Source organism: Sorangium sp. So ce394 (assembly GCF_051474665.1).
In the GTDB taxonomy this organism is placed as follows: domain Bacteria; phylum Myxococcota_A; class Polyangia; order Polyangiales; family Polyangiaceae; genus Sorangium; species Sorangium cellulosum_D.
In genome coordinates, this window is record NZ_CP150339.1 from 9,869,766 (window position 1) to 9,887,836 (window position 18,071).

Annotated in this window: 12 protein-coding genes; 4 read left to right on the forward strand and 8 right to left on the reverse strand. The window is 75.0% G+C overall.

Annotated elements, in window-relative coordinates:
* Positions 1-36: 36 nt before the first annotated feature.
* Complete coding sequence (locus WMF33_RS36465; protein ID WP_437332926.1) at positions 37-1,065, reverse strand: PAS domain-containing protein; 1,029 nt, start codon at positions 1,063-1,065, stop codon at positions 37-39.
* Positions 1,062-2,021, reverse strand: a complete 960-nt coding sequence (locus tag WMF33_RS36470; RefSeq protein ID WP_437332927.1) for a DUF4388 domain-containing protein — start codon at positions 2,019-2,021, stop codon at positions 1,062-1,064. Before WMF33_RS36470 ends, WMF33_RS36465 begins: the two co-directional genes overlap by 4 nt.
* A 438-nt stretch (positions 2,022-2,459) precedes the next feature.
* Here WMF33_RS36470 and WMF33_RS36475 point away from each other — a divergent pair, with 438 nt between their 5' ends.
* Positions 2,460-4,157, forward strand: a complete 1,698-nt coding sequence (locus tag WMF33_RS36475) for a hypothetical protein (RefSeq protein ID WP_437332928.1) — start codon at positions 2,460-2,462, stop codon at positions 4,155-4,157.
* Positions 4,158-4,380: 223 nt separating this feature from the next.
* Here WMF33_RS36475 and WMF33_RS36480 read toward each other — a convergent pair whose 3' ends face one another.
* The 6 genes from WMF33_RS36480 to WMF33_RS36505 all read right to left on the reverse strand — a co-directional run bounded on the left by WMF33_RS36480 (position 4,381) and on the right by WMF33_RS36505 (position 14,098).
* On the reverse strand, positions 4,381-5,673 hold the full coding sequence (locus tag WMF33_RS36480) for an aspartate kinase (RefSeq protein ID WP_437332929.1): 1,293 nt from the start codon (positions 5,671-5,673) through the stop codon (positions 4,381-4,383).
* Positions 5,674-5,779: 106 nt separating this feature from the next.
* Positions 5,780-8,395 (reverse strand): tetratricopeptide repeat protein, encoded by a 2,616-nt coding sequence (locus tag WMF33_RS36485; RefSeq protein ID WP_437332930.1) that lies wholly within the window; start codon positions 8,393-8,395, stop codon positions 5,780-5,782.
* Between the two features lie 223 nt (positions 8,396-8,618).
* Positions 8,619-9,212, reverse strand: a complete 594-nt coding sequence (locus WMF33_RS36490; RefSeq protein WP_437332931.1) for an MlaC/ttg2D family ABC transporter substrate-binding protein — start codon at positions 9,210-9,212, stop codon at positions 8,619-8,621.
* A 372-nt stretch (positions 9,213-9,584) separates the two neighbouring features.
* Positions 9,585-11,045 (reverse strand): sensor histidine kinase, encoded by a 1,461-nt coding sequence (locus WMF33_RS36495; RefSeq protein ID WP_437332932.1) that lies wholly within the window; start codon positions 11,043-11,045, stop codon positions 9,585-9,587.
* Complete coding sequence (locus WMF33_RS36500) at positions 11,045-12,262, reverse strand: type II secretion system F family protein (protein ID WP_061624224.1); 1,218 nt, start codon at positions 12,260-12,262, stop codon at positions 11,045-11,047. Before WMF33_RS36500 ends, WMF33_RS36495 begins: the two co-directional genes overlap by 1 nt.
* A 960-nt stretch (positions 12,263-13,222) precedes the next feature.
* On the reverse strand, positions 13,223-14,098 hold the full coding sequence (locus WMF33_RS36505; protein ID WP_437332933.1) for a protein-L-isoaspartate O-methyltransferase family protein: 876 nt from the start codon (positions 14,096-14,098) through the stop codon (positions 13,223-13,225).
* 131 nt (positions 14,099-14,229) lie between these two features.
* Between WMF33_RS36505 and WMF33_RS36510 the strand changes: the two genes are divergently transcribed.
* The 3 genes from WMF33_RS36510 to WMF33_RS36520 all read left to right on the forward strand — a co-directional run bounded on the left by WMF33_RS36510 (position 14,230) and on the right by WMF33_RS36520 (position 18,042).
* Positions 14,230-15,369, forward strand: coding sequence for a serine hydrolase domain-containing protein (locus tag WMF33_RS36510; RefSeq protein WP_437332934.1), 1,140 nt, complete (start codon positions 14,230-14,232; stop codon positions 15,367-15,369).
* 75 nt (positions 15,370-15,444) lie between these two features.
* Entirely contained in the window at positions 15,445-17,511 is a 2,067-nt protein-coding gene (locus tag WMF33_RS36515; protein ID WP_437332935.1) for an AarF/UbiB family protein, read from the forward strand.
* A 9-nt stretch (positions 17,512-17,520) separates the two neighbouring features.
* Positions 17,521-18,042, forward strand: a complete 522-nt coding sequence (locus WMF33_RS36520; protein ID WP_437332936.1) for a hypothetical protein — start codon at positions 17,521-17,523, stop codon at positions 18,040-18,042.
* The last annotated feature ends 29 nt before the right edge of the window (positions 18,043-18,071 follow it).

Below are 18,071 nucleotides of genomic sequence, written 5' to 3' on the forward strand. Positions count from 1 at the left end.
GCACACCAGGCGGGGATGGCCAGGGCCCTCGCCGCGTCAAGAGGCCGCGGCCGGCCCTCGATCCGCGGCCCCCGAGCCGCTCTCGAGGAGACCGAAGCGCTTCGCGAGATCGTCGGGCCGCTCACCTTCGAAGGCGCGGAGCTCGTGGGCGCGCTCGATCGGCACGACCACGACGCGCCACGGCGTGGCCGCGAGCTCGGTCCCCTCGATGCACCGGGCGACGTGCGCCGCGTTGAGCGCCGCGCCGATCGTCGTCTCGAGCACGCCCTCGTAGAAGGCGGACAGCTCGACCGACCCCGACTCGACCGGCGGCCGGACGAAGCAGGCGACGCGCGGGGGGTTGGCGCAGAAATCCGCGGCGAGCCGGCCCATCCCGAGCTCGGCGAGCGCCTGATCGAGCGCGCCGACCGCGAGCAGCACCGGCGCCTTGTCGAGCGCGGCCGCGCCCGCACGGGCCACCGTGCTCTCCGCGACGCCCGCGATCCTGCGGCCGACGCCCCGGCCGAGCTCCCGCGCGGCGCCCTGTCCGACCCGCGCGAGCAGCGCGGCGACCTGATCCCACGCGAGCGGGAACATGGCGCCGAGCGGGCCGCTCAGCCGGCCGCGGTCGCGCTCGTGGCGGATCGTCGCCGGGCGCTCGTGCTCGTCGCGCTGGACCGGCACGCGGTGCACGGTCATGAACACGCGATCGACCGGCGCGCGCGCGAGCTGGACGAAGACGTCCTGCGCCCCGTGGAGGAAGTGGAAGCGGAACGCGAACCGATCGGTCGCGCCCGGCGGCTGCTGCGCGAGGGCGCGGAAGCGGCCGAGGAACGCCTCGACCCGGGTGCAGGGGGCGATCTCCTGGAAGAAGTTCCTGCCGACGACCCGCGCCGACGGGAGGCGGCTCATGCGCTGCTCGTAGCGGTTGTAGAGGAGCACGACGCCCTCTTCGTCCAGCATGATGAAGCCGTACGGGAGGTCGTCGACCTCCTGCGAGGTCATCTCGGCGAGGCGCTCCACGCTGAGGGGGAGGGCGTCCTGCGGGCTCTCGGGCACCTCGTTCATCGTCGGCATCTGGGTCATCGCTCGGCTCCTTCGAACAAGACGCTCGCCCACCCGACCTGCTCGACCAGGCGCGTGAGCCCGCCGAGGACCTCCCGGATGCGGTGGCGCTGGAAGCGCGACGGGACCTTCTCCGCGGCGGCGTCGAAGAAGGCGACGATCCAGGCGGCGACCGCCTGCGGGATCGCCGAGCGGGCGCGATCGATCTGCGCGACCGAGACGAGCGCGTCGCCGCTGATGGCGAAGGCGTCGAGCGCGCTGTGGTGCTCGCGCGCCGTCGTCCACGAGGACGCGAGCAGCCGCGACGTCATCGGCGGCCCGAGCCAGGCGCGCGCGTAGGCGGTGCAGGCGTTCACGACGGCGGCGGCCAGCGCCACGTCGGCCGCGTCGTCGGCGGGGAACGCCGGCGGGTAGTGGCTCTCGCGCTCGCCGCGGTGCGGCCCGCTCGAGTCGCTCGCGACGACCTCGAAGGTGGCGCCTCGCCACGCGCCGAGCGCGTCGAGCGCGTCGGTCCAGCGCTCCGAGGGCCGCACGCCGTCGGCGCGGGCGTGGATGGGGCGCCCGGCGTCGACCGTCACCTCGGCGCGGAGCGCGCCGGCGCGCACGCGGATGAAGCAGCTCCGGCTGCGCGAGGCGAGCGACGCGAGCAGCCCGTCGAGCCCGACGTCGTCGAGCTCGCCGCGCAGGATGACGCGGCTCCGCTGCCGCTCGGCCTGCGCCGCGAGCCGCTGGACCTGCGCGGCGAGCACCGAGCCCGGGACGTCGTCCGCGAGCACCCCCGCGAGCTCCGCCATCGAGACGATGGTGCGCGAGGAGCTGACGCCGATCACGGGCGGCGGGCCGTCGAGCACCGCGCGGAGCGAGCGGGCCATGTCGATGAGGGCCGCCGGGCTCTGCGCGCAGGCGACGGCCGCGTCGACCCGCAGCGCGTCCGGCGGCGGCCGGTTGGGCGCGACCTCGCACGTGACTACCCGCATGCGGGCCTCGCGAAGCGCAGACGCGACCCGATGGGCGAAGGGCGTTGCCGGCGCCGAGGTGACGACGATGTCGAACATATCGAAGCGGACTCTAGGATCACGAACACCCTTCGTCAAATACTATAAACAAACATTGTATCAAGCCTTCGCTCCGGAAGGACACGAAATTGTCCGTAAAACTCCGTACATTGCCTGGATTTTTAGTGTTATTGCTCACGATAACTGCGACGCATCGACGCGTGAGACAATCTTTGTACAAAGATGATCGCCGGTGCGGTGCGGCAGCGGGGTCGCCGGGCGCGGCGGGCGATGGCCGGGGCCGCGGGGAGGCCGACGCCCCGGCGCGCCGGGGCAGGCGGGCTCTGGAGGGCGGCGGAGCGCGTGGGCGGAGGCGCGGCGCGGGGCGAAAGCGCCTCGAGGGGCGCTACACTCCCGCCGATGTCAGCCTCACGAGACTGCAGCGAGCGAGCGGCGGACCCACGCGAGACGTGCCCGGCGCCGCAGCCGAAGACCGCCGTCGATGATGACGAGCGCGAGCACGACGAGCACGACGAGCACGACAACAAGCTGATCGATCTGCCGCCGCTCGGGCACGACGAGGACGAGGCGGCCGAGGAGACCTTCGAGGAGCTCCTGCAGACGCTCGACGACGCGGATCACGGGCTCGACGACGCGAACGCGAGCGACCTGGAGGTCGGCGTCGAGCTCGCCGTGGACGAGGGCGCGGCCGGGGAGGACGAGCCCGCGGAAGAGGGCATCGACGTGGGGGCGCTCCACGAGGGGATCGACGACGCCGACGCGGGCTCGTGGGTGTCCGACGAGGCCGCCGAGCACGACGACGCCGAGCACGACGACCTCGACGATCACGGCGAGGGGCACGACGACGGCGGCGCGGAAGGGACCGGGGAGGATCCGTCGAACGACGTCGACGAGCGCGAGCTGCCGGCGCTCGACGCGGATCAAGAAGGCACCTACGAGGGCGAGGATCTGCTCGCGGAGCTGCCCGACCTCGCCGACGACCAGGCGCCGGTCTGGGACGCGCAGCCGTGGACGGTGGTCGAGGGCGCCGGGGCGGCGGTCCCGTGCAGCACGCTCGCGGTGGCCGGCGGCTGCGTCGTGGCCGGGGGCGCCGGCGAAGGGCCCGCGCTGGCGAGCGAGCCGGCCGCGCGCGCGGGGGGCCGCTCCCGCCGCGCGGACCGGACGGGCGGCGATCGCGGGACGGTGCTCGTGGTCGACGCGGGAGCGCTGTCGGCGCGCCGCGCGGGCGTCGACACGTCGGCGTCCTCGATCGCGCTGTCGGACAGCGCGCTGCTCATCGCCACGCGCCGCGGCAACCTGCTGCTGAGCGACGACCGGGGGAAGACGGCGAGCGCGCTCGGGGCGTGGGGCTCGGGCGGGGCGCCGGTGACGCTCGCGACGACGCCGGGGCGGCTCTGGGTGCTGGCCGGCAAGACGCTGTGGTCGCCCGCGGCCGGCGCGGTCGCCGTCCCGCCGGAGGCCGGCTCCGCCGTGAGCGCGGGCTCGCCGCGCCGCGACGCCGCGAGCGCGCCGCCGCGGGGCGCGCTGTCGCTGTCGCCGGGGCCCGCGCTGCGGGACGGCGTGCTCCGGATGAGCGCGAGCGAGGGGGTGATCGTGGCGCTCACGAGCGCGGCCGCGGGGCCGCAGCTCGAGCGGCTGCGCGGCGACGACGAGGGCTCGCCGGTCGTGCCGCTGTCCGGGGCGGCGCGGCGCGCGGCGGAGGCCGACGACGGCCGGCTCGCGGCGGCGGCGGGCGGGCGCTCGATCGCGCTGTCCGGCGCGGGGCTCCTGTGCGTGTCGCGCGACGGGGGCGAGACCTTCCGCGTGATCGAGGGGCTCCCCGCGGTGGTGGCGCTGGCGTTCGCGGGCGACCACAAGGCCTCGCCGCTGCTCGCGCTCGTCGCGCGCGAGGGCGAGCGCCGGGCGCAGCTCGTCCATGTGCCGTCGAACGCAGCGCCCACGATGGTCGCCGAGATCGGGGCGACGGGGCCTGGCGGGGGCGAGGAGGAGGCTGCGTCCGTGGGGGCGGCGGCGATCGCGTGGGATCCGTCGCGCGAGGTGGTGTGGGTCGCGTGCTGGGCGGGGCTCGTCGCGCTCACCAGGCAACGGAAGCACTAGCTCGCCGAGATGCCCGGCCCCCGGAGAGGGTGTTGTCGGCGCGGGGCAGGGGGGTGGGGCCCCGCCGAACTCGCCTGAGATGTGCGCCATCCGGCAAGCCGGATGACGCACATCTCAGGCTCAAACATCGGCCCATCCCCACCCCCCTGCCCCGCGCCGACAACACCCTCCCCGGGGGCCTACGGTCGGCGGGGTCGAAGAGCTGGGGGACGTGGCGTGGGGCTCAGGGCTCGACGAACGTCGCGTGGAGCAGGCGCTGCGCGGGGGCGGCGTCGGCGGCGTCGACGAGGGCGCCGAGGCGCAGGGGGGACGCGACCGTGAGGCGGGGGGCGATGCCGGCATGAGCGAGGACCTCGATGAAGCGGGACAGCGGCGACGCCGTCGCGGTGAGGCCGTCGCCGACGACGCTGACAGAGGCCAGGCCCTCGTCGAGCTCGAGCGAAGGCTGCAGCGCGACCAGCTGGCGCTTGGCTCCCTGCCAGTCGGGCACGTTGAGGAGCGGGATCACGAACGCCCCGCCGCCAGGGCCGAAGGAGAGATCGCGGAAGCCCAGCCCGAGCTCGCCGGCCGCGCGGAGGAGCGCGTCGAGCCGGAGACCGCCGGGAGCCCGCGCGAGCACGACATTGCCCTCGGCGACGATCGCGCGCGCCGAGTGCGTCGACGACGTCGAGCCGGGGGCGAACCGGCGCACCACCGTCTCCCGCGCGCCGGGGACGGCGTCGAACGTCGAGCGCGCATAGAGCGCCACGCCGGAGCGCCGCGCCCACTCGACCGCCTGGGCGCAGACGACCTTCGCGCCGCACTCGGCCATCTCCTGGAGGACCGCGCAATCGAGCTCCGGCAGGTGACGCGCGTCCGGGACGACCCGGGGATCGGCCGAGTACACGCCGTCGACGTCGCTGTAGATCTCGCAGCGCTCGGCGCTCAGCGCGGCGGCGAGCGCCACCGCCGTCGTGTCGGAGCCGCCGCGGCCGAGCGTCGTGATCTCGCGGCGGTAGCTCATCCCCTGGTAGCCGGCGACGATCACGATGCGGCCGCGCGCGAGCTCGTCCTCGATCCGGAACGGACGGACCTCGATGATGCGCGCGTCGAAGTGGCGATCGTTCGTGAGGATGCCGGACTGGGAGCCGGTGAACGAGATCGCCTCGAAACCACGGGCCTGGATGGCGATCGACAGGAGCGCCATCGAGACGCGCTCGCCGGTCGAGAGGAGCATGTCGAGCTCGCGCCGGGGAGGATCCGCGGCGGCGCCGCCGCCCGCGCTCGCCGCCTGCCGGGCGAGGGCGAGCAGGCCGTCGGTCGTCTTGCCCATCGCGCTGACCACGACGACGACGTCGTTGCCGGCGCGCTTCGCGGCGACGACGCGGTCGGCGACCTTGCCGATCTTGTCGACGTCGGCGACCGACGACCCGCCGTACTTCTGCACGATGATCGGACGGCCCGGCCTCGCGGGCGAGGCGCCCGGCTCGCGCGGCGAGCCCTCCTGCTGGACGCGGTTCGTCGGCTGCTCGGCCATGCTGCACCTCCAAGCGCTGCGCGCGCTGCGCAGGAGATCCGGCTATCACGGGCCCGGCGATCGGGCCAAGCGCGCGGCGCGCCCGGCGCGCGGCGCGCCGTCGCGATCAGGGGAGCTCGGCGTGCAGCAGCATCTCGTAGAGCTCCGCCTCGGCGGCGCGCCCCTCGGCCCGCGCCCGCGCGGCGAGCCGCGCGAGCACGCCGCGCCGCCGCGGCGCGACCTCCTGGCGGGCGGCCTCATCCCCCTCCTCCAGGCGCGCCGAGAGCAGGGCGAGGAGATCCAGATCGCGGCCGAGCCGCTCCAGCACGTCGGCGAGCGCCATCGCCACCCCGTGGTCGGTGGGATCGGCGCGGAGCCGATCCGCGAGCCGCTCGGCCAGGAGCTCGTCGTCGACGCCGAACGCGCGGGCGAACGGCGCCTGCCCCTCCGCCAGCGTGACGCTGTTCGGGACGGGCGGCATGTCGGGCAGGTCGGTCGACGTGTCGCTGCTGTCGAACGTGGGCATCTCGTCGAGGAGCCCGGGATCGCGCGGCGCGATCGGCGGGGCCGGCGGCGGCGCGATCCGCGGCGCGGGGGCCGGCGCGATCGGCGCGGTCACGGCCGGCGTCCGCGCGATCGCGGCCGGCGCGATGGGCGGCGACGGGACCGGCGGCGGCGCGACCACCACGGGCTCGGGCGGGATCGAGCGCCGGCGAGGCGGCGCGGGGACGTGGACCTCGATCCGCTGCTCGGTGGCGCGGGGCCGAGACGCCGGGCTCGGCCGCGCCCCGCGCGGGGGCGCCACCTGCGGCGCGAGCTCGCCCGAGACGCGGCGGAACGCGGCGGCGATCTCCGGATCGCGCGGGCGCAGGCGCAGCGCGAGGCCGAGGTGGCGCTGCGCGGCGAGGAGATCCCCGCGGGATCGCTCCTCGATCTCGGCGGCCTCGGCGAGCAGGGCCGCGACGGCGGCCGGGCCGCCGACGAGCGGCGAGCCCGCCGCGCGCGCGGAGCCGGGGTCGGCGGCGCGGTCCTGGAGCGCGAGCTCCACCGCGTCGCGCAGCCGCCCGAGCGCGACCGACGCGCCCCCGAGATCGCCGAGCTCGGCGCACCAGCGGCCCTCGAGCAGCCGCGCCTCCAGCGACTCCGGCGCGCCGGGGGGGATCGCCCGCACGCGCGCGACCGCCGCGGGGAGATCGCCGGCGATCTCCGCGAGGCCGCGGCCGAGCTCGAGATCGAGCGCGCCGGCGGTCGCGCCGCTGCGCGCGGCGAGGACGCGCGCGCGGGCGAGGAGGTCGAGCGCGCGCCTCCCCTCCCCCGCCGCCCGCAGCGAGCGCGCGAGGCCCGCGACCACGTCGGGGCTCTCCGGCGCGTAACGGAGCGCCCGCTCGAAGAGCGCCCGCGCGTCGGCCGCGTGGCCCCGCGCGAGGAACGCCTCCGCGGCCCTGCGGGAGGCGGCGTGGCGCGCCTCGGCCCCACGCGCGGCGGCCTCGAGGTGCTCGGCGTCCGCGAGCGCGCCGCGCACGTCGGCGACGTCGAGCCGCGCCTCGAGCCGCGCCCAGCGCAGCGCGTCGAGCCCGGGCGCGCGCGCGACGCCGAGGTTCAGCGCGTCGAGGCGCACGTCGAGGGTGTCCGCGAGCCTCGCCGCGCGCAGCCAGGCGAGCGCGGCGAGCGGGCCGTACGGCTCCGCGTGCGCGGCGCGCGCGAGCGCCGAGAAGGCGCCGTCGCGGTCGCCGACCGCCTCGAGGAGCGCGCCGCCGAGCAGGCCGGCGTCGACGGCGGGCATGGCGTCGACGACGGTCGAGAGCGCCCCCTCGGCGCGCTCGCCGGCCAGGAGGTCGATCCACGCGAGGCGCGCGGAGATCTCCGGGTGCCGCGGGGCGCGCTCCAGCGCGGCGAGGTAGACGCGGCGCGCGTCGTCGAGGCCGCCCGCGAGCGCGAGCTCGTCGGCGGCGCCCGCGAGCTCGGCCGCCTCGAGCGCCCGGAGCGCGCGATCGCCCAGCGCCGGAGGCGCCGCGTCGAGCGCGCCCTCGGCGCGGAAGCGGCCCGCCTCCGCGACGACCGACGCCCACTGCACCCCGGCCACCGCGGGCGCCCTCGCGCCGGCGGCGGGCAGGAGCAGGCGGACGACCCGCTCGATCGCGGCGTCCAGCACGATCGCGCCCTCGACGATGCGGCCGTGCGGGCCCGCCATCATCGAGAGCGCCTGGAGCGCGAGCGCGTGCGGCGGGGCCGCGAGGCCGACGCCGCGGGCGCGCTCCGGCAGGAGCCTGAGCGCGCGCTCGCCGGGCGCGACGGCGACCTCGAACGCGAGCGCCGCCTCGCCGGACCGCAGCGCGACGAGCGCGCCGTCCTCGATGGGCGCGATGATCAGCTGCGGCGCGCCGTCGCCGAGGAAGCCGCGCAGCCGCGGCGCGGCCCAGCCGGCGAGCTCGGTCCCCTGCGCCTCGACGACGAGCCGGGCGAGCTGGCCGCGCCGGTGCCGGAAGCGCGCGACCCCGCCGGAGAGGTCGACGGGAAACCGGATCCCCGCGAGCCGCACGACGAGCTCGGTGACGCGGAGCGGGCCGATCGCGAACGGCTCGCCGAGCTCGATCGCGAGCGCCCCCTTGCTGACCGCGAGCCGGAGGACGGGGCGATCGTCGGGCGGGCGCGGGGCCGCTCCGCCGCCGGGCGCGAGCGCGCGCAGCGACGGCGAGAGGCCCAGCGCGCGCGCCGACCGGCCGCGCCTCTGTCCAGCAGCCATACCCGCCAAGGCTATCAACCCCGCGGCAATTGAGGCGAGTTCACGGCAATCACGCCGGACGAAGGGGAACGCGATGGAGCGAGCGAGGCGCGGCCGGCCGCCCGGGAAGGGGCCGCGAGCGGCCGGAGGCGGCCGGGCCGCGCGGCCGCGCCGGCCGTGTGGGCGCGCCGGTCGCCCGGCCGCGCCGGCCGCCCGGCCGCGCCGGGCGGTCAGCGGGCGCGCGTCAGACGTCGCCCTTGGCGAGCTTGTCCTTCATCTTCTGGACGAGCGCCGGGAACCCGTCCTTCTTGATGATCTTCGTGAACTGCGCCCGGTAGCTCCCCACCAGGCTGACGCCCTCGGTGACGATGTCCCGCACGAGCCAGGTGCCCCCCTTCTCGGAGAGCTTGAAGGCGATCTCGACCGGCTCCTCGCGCGCGTCCTTCTTGGAGATGGCCCTCGTCTTGACCGTCATGACGCCGGCGCTCTCGGTCTCGCTCGTGTACTCGATGTTGAAGTCGAGCGTCTTCTTCAGGTTGCGCTCGTAAGCCTTGCGCACGAGCTGCTTGAGCAGCTCGGTGAACTGCTTCTTCTCGGCGTCGGTCCGGGCGGCCCACTCGCTGCCGAGCGAGCTCTCCGCCAGCGCCGAGTAGTCGAGCATCTCGTCGAAGATCGCGCCGACCTTCTTCTGATTGTCGGCCCCTCCCTTCTTCAGGAGGTCGAACAGGACCGTCTGCTTGGCCTTGACCACGTCCGTCGCCGGCCCGGCGTTCGCGAGGCCCACCTGGCCGAGCGTGAGCGCGAGCAGCGAGAACGTCGCCGCGAAGAGATGGTTCATCCTGCGTGTCACGTATGGTTCTCCTTCTGTACCTGCGAGCTGCGCGCGAGCCTCGGTCGCCTGCGCTGCTCGCCCTCGTTCTAGTCGTTCTACGCACGAGGCAAGCGGCCTGCCACGTCGGACGAGGCCCGCGCCGGCGCGGTCACGTCCGGTCCGTGCTCTCCATGAACACCGCGAAACCACAGGGCAATCCGCCGGCGCTGGGCCGCTGTCCAGGGGCAGACGACGGTCTCCGCGGGCTATTCACGCCCGGCGGCGGGCTCCGCCGCAATCTCCCGCGGAGCGCCCGGGGCACGGCGCGCGGGAGAGCGTGAACGGAGCGCCACGCGCCCGGTGTGACGCGCGGCGAGCGCGGCGGTGGGGGCCCCCGCGTCAGCTTGCCGGGCGGGATCGCGGGGCGAGCTGCGCGCCGGCCGCGGCGTCCGCGCGGCGCTCCAGCTCGCCGGCCGCGACCGGGCCGACCGGGACCCGCACCCGGAACGCGGTGCCCTCGCCCTCGCGGCTGTCGACCTCGATCCCGAAGCCGTGATCGTCGAGGATCCGCTTCACCACCGCCAGGCCGATGCCCATGCCGTGGGTGCGGGTCGTGAAGAACGCGTCGAAGAGGCGATCGCGGGCGCCCGCCGGGATGCCCCGCCCCTGATCGCGGATCTCCAGCAGCCAGGCGCCCGCGTCGCGCCAGAGACGCACGGTCACGACCGCGCCCGCCGAGCTCGCCTGGATCGCGTTCCGCACGAGGTTCCAGACGACCTGGCGCATCTGCGCGGCGTCGGCGGTCACGGGCGCGGACGGCGGCCCCTCGAAGCGGACCTCGACGTCGCCGCCGCGGCCCGAGCGCCCCGCGAGCACGACGACGTCGCGGGCCGTCGCCGACAGGTCCACGGCCTCGAGCGCCGGCACCCGCGGGCGCGACAGATCGAGCATGTCGCCCACGAGGTCGTTCAGGCGCGCCGTCTCGCGCTCGACGATCTCGCAGAGCTTCCGGTCCTCGTCGGACAGCGTCCCGCCCGTGCGCAGGAGCTCGATGGAGCCCGCGATCGAGCCGAGCGGGTTCCGGATCTCGTGGGCCAGCCCCGCGGCGAGGCGGCCCAGCGCCGCGAGCCGCTCGGCCTGCTCCGCCCGCGCCGTCGCCTGCACGAGCCGGCCGCCGGTCGCGCGCAGCCGCTCCGCCAGGTAGCTCGCGAGCAGCGTGACCACCACGATCGCGAGCAGGTTGACGAACATGGGGTACCGGAGCTCGTCCCACTGCGTCACGTACGCGCCGGAGGGCTGGTCGGGCGGCACGCCGAGCAGGTGCAGCCCGAGCGCGGCGCACAGGAGCAGGTACGCCGCCGCCCCGGACGCGGCGGCGACGATCGCGCCGGGGACGCCGAGGAGGATCGCCCCCGTCAGGCAGGTGAGGCCGTAGAGCGACGTGGCGCCGCTCGTGGCCCCGCCGGTGATGTACACGAGCGCGGTCCAGGTGATCTGGTCGGTGACGAGCTGCGCCCGGGCGATCCCGCGGAGGGCGCGCTGCATGCGCAGGAACACCGCGTAGATGCCGGAGACGCCGTACGCCGCGGCGACCGTCACGAGCGCGACGATGCTGGAGAAGCCCCCGGGGGTGAAGCCGCGGAGGTACACCGCCGCGGTCACGACGAGGAAGACCGTGAGCACGGCGAGGCGCAGCGCGATGAGCCAGGTGAGCCGGCTCGCGAGCGGCGCCTCGGCGCCGCCGGGAGCGCCGGGCGGGAGCGGCGACGCGACCCGCGCCGGCGCCGGCCCGGCCCCGACCTCGTCCGGCCGCGCCACGGCCTCGCCGCCGGGGTCCGCCGGGGAGGCCGCGGGCGACATCACTCCGCCTTGATCTTGCCGGCGAGATCGAAGATCGGCAGGTACATCGAGATGAGCACGACGCCGACCATGCTGCCGACGACGACCATGAGGAGCGGCTCGAGCAGCGACGTCAGCGCGGAGACGGCGACGTCGACCTCCTCCTCGTAGAAGTCGGCGATCTTGTTCAGCATCGTGTCGAGCGCGCCGGTCTGCTCGCCGACGGCGACCATCTGCACGACCATGCCGGGGAAGACCTGCATCTCGCCGAGCGGCTCGGCCATGTTCTTCCCCTCGGAGATCTTCTGGCGCGAGTACATGAGGCCCTCCTCGACGACGACGTTGCCCGCCGTCTTCGCGACGATGTCGAGCGCGTCGAGGATGGGCACGCCGGAGCCGAGGAGCGTGCCGAGCGTGCGCGAGAACCGCGCCACGGCGATCTTCTGCATGACGGGGCCGAGGATCGGGAGCCGGAGCACGAGGCGGTGCACCATCCGCTTGCCGGACGGCGAGCGGTAGAAGTAGGTCCCGCCGACGATCGCGGCGACGGTCAGCACGGCGATGAGCGGCAGGTAGGTGACGAACGCCTTCGAGGTCGCGATGACGATCTTCGTGAGCTGCGGGAGCGCGTCCTTCGCCCCGAACTCCGCGAACATCGTCTCGAAGGACGGGATGACGAACGACATCAGCACGACCATGACGACGATCATGATCACGATGACGGCGATCGGGTACGCGAGCGCGCCGCGCACCTGGCGCGCGAGCTTCACGCGCTTCTCGATGTAGATCGCGAGCCGGTTCAGGATGCTGTCGAGGATGCCGCCCACCTCGCCGGCCTGGACGAGGTTGACGAACAGGTCGTCGAAGATCTTCGGGTGGCGCCGGAGCGCGTCGCTGAACGTGGCGCCCTGCTCGACCGTGTTCTTGATGTCGCGCAGCGCCGCCTGGAAGATCTTGTTCGGCTCCTGGTTCGAGAGGATCTCGAGGCACTGGACCAGCGGGAGGCCCGCGTCGATCATCGTCGCGAACTGGCGGATGAACTTGACGAGGTCCTTGGCCTCGACGCCCGAGCCGAAGCTCAGGCTGATGTTGAGCGCGGCGCCCTTCTTCTTGACGCGGGTCGGGCTCAGCTGCTGAGCGCGGAGGCGGTTCTGCACCGCCGCCTCGTTCTCGGCCTCCATCGTGCCCTTCCGGATCTCTCCGGTGCGGCCGCGCGCCTCCCAAACGAACTCCGCCATAGTGCTTCCGGTCTTCTCCCTGGGTCCACGGCGGGCCGAGCCGACGCGCCGGGGCGGCCCCGCCTCCGGGGAACGCCAGGATAAAGTTCGGCGAGGCCGGGGGTCAAAGACGGTGGGGCTTTCTCTGATCCAGGGGGCGCGGGGGTGGTGCGACGTGGGACGCGGGGCGCGGGACGGAGACGGGGATGCGGATGCGGATGCGGAGGGAGCGCGATCCCGAGACGCACGCGCCGGCGGGGGTCTCCGCGCGGCGGGGGCGGGTGGGCGCTCGGCCATCCGCCAAGACGGGGGCGTGGGCGCTTGCGCTGAGAACACCGCCCGGCATGTCTCACTTCGGGCCATGCCCCCTGGGACGTTTCGTCGCGCGCCACACAAGGCGCGCCTGAGACGCAGAGCCCCCTGAAACCTTATGGCACCTCGTTCGGTGCTCGCCGCGCCCACCCGCCCCCGCCGCGCGGAGACCCCCGCCGGCGCTCACCGCAAGGCCGGAAGACGGCGGCTTCGATGAGCCACGAGGCGCCGGGCACTGGCATGGACCGTCACAGCTCGCCCCCGGACACGAACATGTGTCATCCGGACGCGAAAGAGCGCCATCTGGATAGGGAGGTGTGTCATCTGGACAGGGAGGTGTGTCATCTGGACAGGGAGGTGTGTCATCTGGACAGGGAGGTGTGTCATCTGGACAGGGAGGTGTGTCATCTGGACAGGGAGGTGTGTCATCTGGACATGCTGCGGGTCGAACCGGACGACACAGCCCTCGGGGCTATGGCCGTGCGGCGGCTCCCGTGGTCGAGGCGACGGAGCATCGGGTCCGGATGCGCACGACCGCCCCGCGGCCGAGGACGGGGGCACCTCAGCCGCATTCCACGAGCGGCACGAGACGCTCCTGCGCGCGATGCGCCGGCGGACGCGGGCCGGCCCGCCGGCGGCCGCGCTCACCGGCTTCGCGCAGCGAGCTGCCTACCCGCGACCGCGCTCCGCCACGTAGCGGACCGCGCCGTGCACCTCGCGGAGGAGCGCGCCCTGCCGGCGCTCGACCCGCATGAGCTCCTGGTGGCCCTCCCACGCGCCGACCGGCGCGACCAGGACGCCGCCGTCGGCCAGCCGCTCCTCGAGCGCGGCCGGCGGCTCGATCAGCGCGTAGGTCACCGCGACCTTCCAGGGGCGCTCCGACGGCGTCGCCCGCCCGGACGCGAGCACGCGCTCGGCGAGCGAACGCCCGTCGCCGCACAGCAGCGCGACGCTCGCGCCCTCGTCGGACGGGCCGGCGCCGCTGCTCGCGAGCACCGCGTCGTCGCCATGGCGATCCGGCCGCGCGCCGAGGAGCCGCGCCGCGCGCGCGTGCAGCGCAGGATCGATCTCGATCGAGGCGACGTGCCCGGCCGGGCCGACGATGCGCCGCGCGAGCGCCGCCCCGTAGCCCGTGCCGGTGCCCAGCTCGAGCACGCGATCGCCCGGCGCGAGGCCGAGCAGGCTGAACGTGAGCAGGTACGCGTGCGGCGCGCTCACCGTCGCGTGCCCGGCCCGGTCGAGCGGCAGCGGCGTGTCGTCCGCGGAAGCCGCGAGATCCTCCGGGAGGACGAAGCGCTCGCGCGGCACGAGCAGGATCGCGTCGAGGTAGTGCGCGGGGAACTCGAAGCGGCGCGCGAGCTCGGCCACGAGCGGCGCACGCGCGACGCGCCCAGCCTGGGCGAGCTCGACGTCGAACGCGATCGCGGCGTCGAGCTGCTCGGGGACCGGCGCCCAGCGATCGGGCCGGCGATCGTCGTACCTCGCCGCGAGCGCGGCGAGCGACGCAACGGCGGCGCGTGATTCGGTGCTCGAGGGAGAGTTCACCGCGAGATCCTGAAGCAGGACCGGCCGCGCCGCTCGATCTTTCGAGGAACGTTCCGCGTTTCCCCGAGCCCGGTCCAGCCCGCCTCCAGAGCGCGTTTGACAGGGGCGCACGCCCCTCCTCATCCTCGGCCATGGCCCTCGTCGACCTCACGCCGATCGCCGCGCTCGCGGTCGAAGAACACCGCGCCGCGCCCTGCGCCTGCGTCGCCGCCGCCGTGCGCACACGGGACAACGTCCGGTACGGATCGGGCGCGGCCGGACGGCTGTGGTTCGAGGACAGCCCGCCGGCGGGCGCGGGCGGCGCGCCGCCCGCGGCGACGATGGACGCGATCTTCGATCTCGCGTCGGTGACGAAGCCGTTCACCGCGCTGGCGTTCGCCCGGCTCGTTCGCGCCGGCAAGGCGAGGTACGACGAGCCGCTCGGAGAGGTGCTGCCCGAGCTCGCCGGCACGCGATCGGCGCGCGTGCCGCTCGAGCTCCTCGCCGCGCACCGCGCCGGGCTCGAGGCGCACCGCACGCTCCACCCGCCGGACGACGGCGCGCCGATCGATCCCCTCGAGGCGCTGCGCGCCTGCGCGGACGGGCGCCGCGAAGGGTGCGCGGGCGATCCGCCCGAGGGCGGGTTCCCGCCGGTGTACAGCGACCTCGGGTACCTGCTCCTCGGCGCCGCGGTCGCGCGGCGCGGCGAGGCCGAGCTCGACGAGGTCGTCGCGCGCGAGGTGACCGGACCCCTCGGGCTCGCGGTCGCGCCGGCCCGCGCGCTGCGGCGCCGCGCTCCGCGGTTCGACGAGCGCGTCGCGCCCACCGAGGACGTGCCGTTCCGCGGGGGCGTGATCCGCGGCGCGGTGCACGACGACAACGCCTGGACGATCGCGCAGGGCGGGATGGCCGGGCACGCGGGCCTCTTCGGCGACGCGATGTCCGTGGCGCGGCTCGGGGTGGCGCTGCTCGAGGCGCTCGCGGGCGAGCGGCCGGAGTGGCTCTCGCGCGACGAGGTGCGGCGGCTGATCGAGCCGCGGCCAGGCGGGTCGCTGCGCGCCGGGTTCGACGGCAAGAGCGGCGAGAGGCCGAGCGCAGGCGCCCGCTTCGGCCCGCGGACCTTCGGCCACCTCGGCTTCACCGGGACGAGCCTCTGGATCGACCCGGATGCCGAGCTCGTCGGCGTGCTGCTCACGAACCGCGTCCACCCGACGCGCGCCTCCGACGCGATCCGCCGCGCGCGACCCGCGGTCTACGACGCGATCGCGGGGGCCATGGCGGCCGCGCGATGACGCGACGAGGGCATGGCGCGCCGCATCGAGCCCGCGTGTTCGCGGGCTGACGCCGAGCGATGCTAGGCTGCCGCGGTGTCACACGGCGCCGCCCCGGAACAGCAGGGCCCGTCCCCCGGGTTGCTTCGCTCGCCCACCGAGCCCGCGCGCGCGCCCGGCGAGCTGCGCCCCGGCGCGATCCAGCGGGAGCCCGACGGCGCCACGCCGAGGCCGCCCGACGGCGCGGCCACCGCGTCGACGCCACCCGACGGCGCGGCCACCACGTCGATGCCGCCCGACGGCGCAACGACGTCGATGCCGCCCGACGGCGCAACGACGTCGATGCCGCCCGACGGCGCGACGACGTCGATGCCGCCCGACGGCGCAACCACCGCATCGAGGCCGTCCGACGGCGCGGCCACCACGCCGAGGCCGCCCGATGCTGCCGGCGCCGCACCCGCGGCCCTCGAGCCGGCGCGGCGCCCCGCGGCGGCGCCCCGCTCGTTCCGGCAGAACGCCGCGCAGAGCGGCCGCTTCGTCCGCGCCTACCTGACGACGTTCACCGTCATCGCGAGCTACCTCTGGTTCTTCTTCCTGCGCCGCCTCTTCGGCGACGCGTGGGCGCAGGGCCGCGTGGACGAGGTCCACGCGAGGAACGCCCGCCGCATCGAGCGCACGATCGTCGAGCTCCAGGGCCTCTTCATCAAGGTCGGCCAGATGCTCAGCATCATGGCGAACTTCCTCCCCGCGACGCTGCGCGCGGGGCTCGAGGGGCTCCAGGACCAGGTGCCGCCGCGCCCCTACGAGGAGATCGAGGCGCGCATCGCCGAGGAGCTCGGGCGCCCCATCGACAAGGTCTTCGCCCGCTTCCACCGCGAGCCGCTCGCGAGCGCGTCGCTCGGCCAGGTCCACGAGGCGTGGCTCATGGACGGCACCCGCGTCGCCGTGAAGGTCCAGCACCGCGACATCGACGAGATCGTCCGCCTCGACCTGCTCACCATCCGCCGCATCATGGCGATCGTCGCGAAGTTCGTCCCCGTGCAGGGGCTCGACGCCTACTACCACCAGATCCGCTCGATGATCCTGGAGGAGCTCGACTTCGTGCGCGAGGCCAGGAACATCGTGCGCATCGCCGACAACTTCGCGAAGCAGCCGCAGGTCCGGTTCCCCCGGCCCATCGAGCCCTACTGCACGCGGCGCGTGATGACGACGACGTTCGTCGAGGGGATCAAGGTCGGCGACGTCGCGGCCCTCGAGGCGCACGGCGTCGACCGCAAGGCGCTCGCCCGGCACATCGTGCAGGTCTTCTGCCAGCAGATCTTCATCGACGGCATCTACCACGCGGATCCGCACCCGGGGAACATGCTGGTCGGGCCGAGCGGGGAGCTCATCCTGCTCGACTTCGGCGCGGTCGCCGAGCTCTCCCAGGAGATGCGCGAGGGCATCCCCGAGTTCCTCGAGGCCGTGATCCGCCGCGACACCGAGGGGATCATCAAGGCGCTGCGCAAGATGCGCTTCTTCTCGCGCCGCGACACCGTCGACGTCAGCGAGAAGGTCGTCGAGTTCTTCCACCAGCGCTTCCAGGACGAGGTGAAGCTCGAGTCCTTCAACCTGAAGGACATCAAGCTCGACCCGCAGAAGGGCATCGAGAGCCTCATCGACCTCAGGCGCATGAACATCGGCCTGAAGGAGCTCTCCGGCGCGTTCCACGTGCCGCGCGACTTCGTGCTGCTCGAGCGCACCCTGCTCCTGCTCACCGGCGTCTGCACGCAGCTCGATCCGGACCTCAACCCCATGGATGTCGTGCGCCCGTACCTGCAGGACTTCGTCCTCGGCAGCCGCGACTGGGCGCAGATCGCCCTCGAGGCGGCGAAGGACATGGGGATCAAGGCGCTGACGATCCCGGACGACCTGCGTAAGTACCTCACGCGCGCCAACCGCGGCGAGGCCGAGGTGAAGATCCGCGGCCTCGCCCAGGCCGCGGCGCTCGTCTACACGGGGGTGCGCCAGCTCATCTACGCGGCGCTCGCGATCGCCGCGGGCTTCGCGGGGCTGCAGCTCTACCTCGCTGGCCACGCGGCGCTCGCGCGCTATTGCCTCTACGGCGCCGCGGCGGCCGGCGCGCTGCTCGCGGGGAGCATCCTGTTCACGAACCGAGGTTGACGACACGCTATGAGCTCGATCGATCTGTCGCAGTACGAGGCCGAGATCGCGGCCGCCGAGGCCGAGATCACGCGGATCAGGGAGGCGAACGCGGAGCTCGCCGAGGCGTACCGCGGCGACCCGGGGGAGGACGCGCGCGAGATCCTCCGCCGCGGCGCCGCGTCGCTCGCCGCCGCGCGCGACCGCCTCGAGGCGGCGCGCGTCGCGCTGACGCTCGCGCGCACGACCGGCTCGCCGCACGGGCTGCTCGCGCGCGAGGGGGTCGTCACGGGCTCGGTGGCCGTCGCCATCCCCGCCGGCTCGTCGAGCGGCGAGCGGTCCCGGCTCATCGACGCGGCGCTGTCGGCCGAGCTCACGAGCGCGGCGCGCCAGCTCGGGGTCGTGCTCGCCGCCCCGGCGGCGCGCTACACGCGGGAGCGGCCCGGGCGCGACGCGGAGGGGCGCACCCTCCTCGACGTCGCCGGGCACGTCGAGGGCGACGTGCTGATGCCCGCCGTCTCCCGCGGCGCCAAGAGCGCGCGCAGGGGCTGAGCGGCGACCTGAGCGCCGATCCGAGCGCC